Below are 4,523 nucleotides of genomic sequence, written 5' to 3'. Positions count from 1 at the left end.
ATTATCTAAACTCATTATGTACACTCACTTATTGCTTATTTCGACCGTCCAAATTTCAAGAGCATATTGTTCTTTTTCTATTATAATATATTTATTGTATCAGAACAAGTGTTTTTGCGATTTTTTATGAATTTGAGCAGACATGCTCGAATGTGCAATTCATCCCATCACCTATAGAGGTAAGGGAATTCTTGCTACAGTTGTTAAAAAGTAATATGAAGGCAAAAATCGTCCATATCCATGCCTGTGGCATTAAATAAAGGATTCCGTTTACATCTCCACCACCAAATGCTCCACTGAGTAAACACAAATATATTGGATCCAATACCAGCATAATTACTGTTATATAATAAAAAATAGCCTTCACAAGCTTATTCTTTATTTCACAAATTTTATCCTTAAAATATGCCAATGTTCTGGTCTTCCCATAAGCATTATAATCTCCAATACGTCATCTATTTTTCTTTCGAGGATCTGTTGGCTTTACCGCATCTTTTGGTATTAGCCAAGTCTTTCCCTTTTTCTCTGCTCCAGGCACTCTTCCCTGGCTACATAAAAGAGAAATTCTTCTAGATGAAATTCCCCATATTTTTGACATTTCAATCGTTGTTATATAATCCATAATTTTCCTCCAAACGATACAACAAGCCTATTATAAGTATATTCTTTTATCGGAATAGTTTCAACCAAAATTAAGTTTTCTTCTAGGCTGTTTGATTTGTTATTGTTTTCTAAGATTTTCACAAAAAAAACACCTGGTAAATGATCTTTTAAAATCATCTACCAGGCTTTATTGTTTATCTTACACCCAAATCAGCTCCTCTCTCCGGCAATGATGACCTCATAATCTTTAATCATGCACTCTGCTGCCACACGGCTGTTTCTGTCATGGGACAGGCAGGCGGTAACAATGGCATCCGAAATCTGGTCGCAGATTTTATCCGGGTGCCCGCATGAAACCTGCTCACTCGTAAAAATCATAAAAAAAATCCTCCTTTCGTATGTACGGATGCGTGAAAGGATGAAAGACGCATCCGGCCAAGAAAAAAGAGCCTACGGAAAACTCCGTAGACCCTCATTGCTTTTCTGGCGATTATAATAATATCACATCAAAAGAGAAAAGTCAGTGCAAGACCAGTGCAAACTTTTCATCAGAATTAACTTCTTTGTTTTCCTAATCGTGTTTAATGTATTTAGTGATAGTATCGATTAATTCCTCCATGTTAATCGGCTTGGAAATATGGTCATTCATGCCTGAATCCAGGGATTCCTGAATATCATCTATAAAAGCATTTGCAGACAAAGCTACAATTGGAATCGTAACTGCATCGGACCGCTCTATACCCAAGGCTCGAATGGCTTTTGCTGCTTGGTGTCCATCCATGTTTGGCATCATAATATCCATCAAAATAAGATCGTATGTGTCTCGTGGATGATTTTTAAACAAATTCACGACTTCTTTCCCATCTGATGCGCGTGTTACGGTCATACCGGCATCTTCCAGCATTATCGTAGCAAGTTCAGCATTTAGATCATTATCCTCTGCCATAAGAACATGAACACCTGTCAAATCTCTATGTAGAGGTTGTTTTTGTTCTGATTGAATAACCTGTTCTGGCAACTCCAGTGGAATCTCCACAGTGAATGTAGTACCTACACCTTTTTTGCTCTCAACAGCAATTGAACCACCCATCATATCCACATATTTTTTTGTGATGGCCATACCAAGACCGGTTCCCTTATATTGGGTTCTGGCATTAGCATCATCTTCTTGTGAAAACGGATCGAATAATTTTTTCTGGAACTCTTCGCTCATGCCAATACCGTTATCTCGAACAACATAACGAGTTATGATATGTTTCTCATCCGCTCCTGGGTAACTGCTGATATCCAAAGTAATCTTTCCGCCGTCCTTTGTGAATTTCACAGCATTGCCAAGCAGATTCACCAAAACTTCTCGGATACGCACAACATCCGCAAGGACATATGGGTTCTTTGAGATTTCTCGATGTACTTCAAACTTAAGATCTCGATTATAAAGAAGTCCATTCATAATCGCCTGGACGTTATCTGTCAATTGAGTAATGTCCATTGGCTCGGGCGAAATAGTAACTTTTCCACTTTCAATGCGAGTAAAATCCAGAACGTCATTCAACAAAGAGAGAAGATGATTCGAACTTTTTTGAACTTTCTCCAAGCTATCATGAATATCTGAAACCGTGTTCTGGTGAAGCGCAATGTTTGTAAATCCAATAATGGCATTCATCGGCGTTCTGATGTCATGGCTAATACTAAGCAAAAACGCAGATTTTGCTTTGTTGGCAGCATCTGCTTCCTCAGCGGCGGTCATTAATAATTGTTTTTGTTTTTGCTCTTCTGCCTTGCTTTTCTGGTAAACATAATAGGTATATAGACAAATTAAAAGCAATATAGCTCCTGCGACTAAACCGCAGATGATGGAAATATGATTCGTCTTTTCAACCATTCCATAAGCTGATTGCATATCCATTTCAATGCAAAATGCGCCAATGATTTCTCCTGTCCCATCAAGATTTGCGCTTACAGGATAGCAAGCCGTAAAAATCGGACCCCATGTTGTATCAATGATATCCTGAGAGTACACATTCTCCCCAGAAATAGCCCTATCAATATACGGAACCATTTCTTCCTCAATATAATCTCCAGGGTGTCTTACATCATCCGCATCCGGATCCAAACCGTCTACCACATAAACGAGTTTTCCTTCTTCATTTTTTTTAGCGGTGTAAATATATCGAGTAGAATTCAGTGTTCTGATTTCATTGAAATATGAAGAAATATCCTTATATAATTGCTTCTTTTCATCAGATTGATCTTTGATTTGATCAAAATCTTCTTTGCCGATTCTTCCATCCACAAGTTTGTGTACTGCATCTGCACTCGCTGTGTCACGTGTGATTTCTGTTTCAAGGGCGGTCTTAGTGTAAGAACTTTGCAGAATATATGTGTACGACGCTATTACAAAAATCATCAAAAGCCCCGCAATCACAAAGATACTGCCTGTATTCTTCAGCCTAAGGAGTTTTTTCAAATTAATTCCTTCTTTTGTTTTCTTCATGCTGCTCATTCACATCCTCTAAATCCTAATTTATCAATTTTATCATAGCACATTTTCATACAGTTTTTAATTCCAAAACTTCCAATTAAAGCCATCGGCTTAACGTAACGTATCACTTCGTTTAATAAAATTGGTACAAGCATCAGTTTCTGTTTCCGGATACAAAATACCGCTCTCTCTTCCAAGTTTAAAACAGCGCATCATCCAAATCATGTTTCGTGCAAGATTCCGCATGGTCTGCATACCTTCTTCATCCTGAGAAGCTTCTTCTCCGTAAAGACCATGTACCATGTTCCAATAGGTAGAACCGGCGACTGGCATCTGTGCAATCCCAAAATATTTATTGATCCCATCAAGAGCTGCCGTGGTTCCTCCTCTTCTTGCTACTGCAACAGCAGCACCCGGTTTAAATTTGAAGGCGTCATAACCTCCGTTGATTTTTCTATCAGTTTTGGCAAAGCACCACGTCCATAGGATATAATCCTGTTATACCGCATGGACATAAGCGTACGTCTTGCTGTTTTTTTGATACAGTTCCAGATTTTTTACGCTTATCTGTTTACTCATTTTCTTCCAAATCTTCCCATGGTTTCATCCCCATTTCTTCCCAGGTGACACCATATGGTGTACCTCCGGAAGTGTAACCTGCAATAAAGAAAAATCTGAATACATACTGTATGTTTTATCGGCTATTACACTTTTTTGTTTTTGTTTTAAATCCTTATAGTTTTTATCCGCCCTCTGCATATTTATCCTCATTCAGTATTCTTTCTCGATTTCTTCTGTTATCCCAAACATATTTTTAAAGTCATCTAAATCCTTGGGAGACTTGATCAGCATGATTTCTTCCAGTTTTCCAGTCTGCATATCTTTGAATCCTGCCACCTGCTCACCTGTGCAAATACTTGCACGAATTACTGGTTTCATACATTCTCTATCATAAGATTTTTTAACGTTTTTCTTTTTGAACAATCCCATACTATCGCCTTCTTTCTACTGTGCCATATCTGTACCGCCTTTACAGTTCTTATTCATCGTAATGATTATATCCACCAAACAATCCTGGCTCACTATGTCCCTGCTTATTCCCCTTATTATCATAATGCTTCATGCTGCCAAAGAATCCAGGACGGCTCTCGCCTACTTTGTGACCATTATTATCGTAGTGATTCATGCCTCCCAAAAAAGACGGAGAACTATGTCCGATTTTATTACCATTAGCATCATAATCATTCATACTGCCAAAAAATCCCGGTCGACTCTCACCTACCTTCTTTCCATTTGCATTATAATGGTTGATGCAGCTAAATAATCCTGATTTGCTATATCCTTTTTTACTCATATCATTCTCCGTTACTGAAAACTTATAAAAAGTTATAAACTTCTATGTTCCATTCCTACTTCAACGAGTATGCTTTTGATGATA

7 protein-coding genes are annotated in these 4,523 nt (G+C 37.9%); all 7 read right to left on the bottom strand.

The features are described from left to right. Positions 1 to 451 precede the first annotated feature (451 nt). Positions 452 to 622, bottom strand: a complete 171-nt coding sequence (locus I4V44_RS17145; protein ID WP_008371604.1) for a helix-turn-helix domain-containing protein — start codon at positions 620 to 622, stop codon at positions 452 to 454. Then, positions 610 to 744 carry a hypothetical protein gene (locus I4V44_RS17835; protein ID WP_271724996.1) on the bottom strand — a complete coding sequence of 45 codons (135 nt, stop codon included), beginning with the start codon at positions 742 to 744 and terminating at the stop codon, positions 610 to 612. Before I4V44_RS17835 ends, I4V44_RS17145 begins: the two co-directional genes overlap by 13 nt. 69 nt (positions 745 to 813) lie before the next feature. Beyond that, positions 814 to 981, bottom strand: a complete 168-nt coding sequence (locus I4V44_RS17140; protein ID WP_118588284.1) for an S-adenosylmethionine synthetase N-terminal domain-containing protein — start codon at positions 979 to 981, stop codon at positions 814 to 816. A gap of 193 nt (positions 982 to 1,174) precedes the next feature. Beyond that, positions 1,175 to 3,097, bottom strand: a complete 1,923-nt coding sequence (locus I4V44_RS17135; RefSeq protein WP_118588288.1) for an ATP-binding protein — start codon at positions 3,095 to 3,097, stop codon at positions 1,175 to 1,177. Between the two features lie 99 nt (positions 3,098 to 3,196). Next, positions 3,197 to 3,418: a hypothetical protein gene (locus I4V44_RS17130; protein WP_330610675.1), complete on the bottom strand. Its 222-nt coding sequence runs from the start codon at positions 3,416 to 3,418 to the stop codon at positions 3,197 to 3,199. A 438-nt stretch (positions 3,419 to 3,856) separates the two neighbouring features. Next, a complete protein-coding gene (locus I4V44_RS17125; protein WP_055054355.1) occupies positions 3,857 to 4,075 on the bottom strand; it encodes a hypothetical protein in 219 nt (72 codons plus the stop codon). 49 nt (positions 4,076 to 4,124) lie between these two features. Then, entirely contained in the window at positions 4,125 to 4,439 is a 315-nt protein-coding gene (locus tag I4V44_RS17120) for a hypothetical protein (protein WP_243100892.1), read from the bottom strand. Positions 4,440 to 4,523: the final 84 nt, after the last annotated feature.

It is taken from the genome of Blautia sp. 1001283B150304_161114_C9 (assembly GCF_015668165.1).
GTDB classification, from domain to species: domain Bacteria; phylum Bacillota; class Clostridia; order Lachnospirales; family Lachnospiraceae; genus Blautia_A; species Blautia_A wexlerae.
This window is presented reverse-complemented; position numbering and strand designations above follow the sequence as displayed.

Bases quoted from the DNA above. Each gene is read 5' to 3' on its own strand.
- I4V44_RS17145 (WP_008371604.1), bottom strand. From the start codon at position 622: ATGGATTATATAACAACGATTGAAATGTCAAAAATATGGGGAATTTCA.
- I4V44_RS17140 (WP_118588284.1), bottom strand. From the start codon at position 981: ATGATTTTTACGAGTGAGCAGGTTTCATGCGGGCACCCGGATAAAATC.
- I4V44_RS17135 (WP_118588288.1), bottom strand. From the start codon at position 3,097: ATGAAGAAAACAAAAGAAGGAATTAATTTGAAAAAACTCCTTAGGCTG.
- I4V44_RS17130 (WP_330610675.1), bottom strand. From the start codon at position 3,418: ATGCCAGTCGCCGGTTCTACCTATTGGAACATGGTACATGGTCTTTAC.
- I4V44_RS17125 (WP_055054355.1), bottom strand. From the start codon at position 4,075: ATGGGATTGTTCAAAAAGAAAAACGTTAAAAAATCTTATGATAGAGAA.
- I4V44_RS17120 (WP_243100892.1), bottom strand. From the start codon at position 4,439: ATGAGTAAAAAAGGATATAGCAAATCAGGATTATTTAGCTGCATCAAC.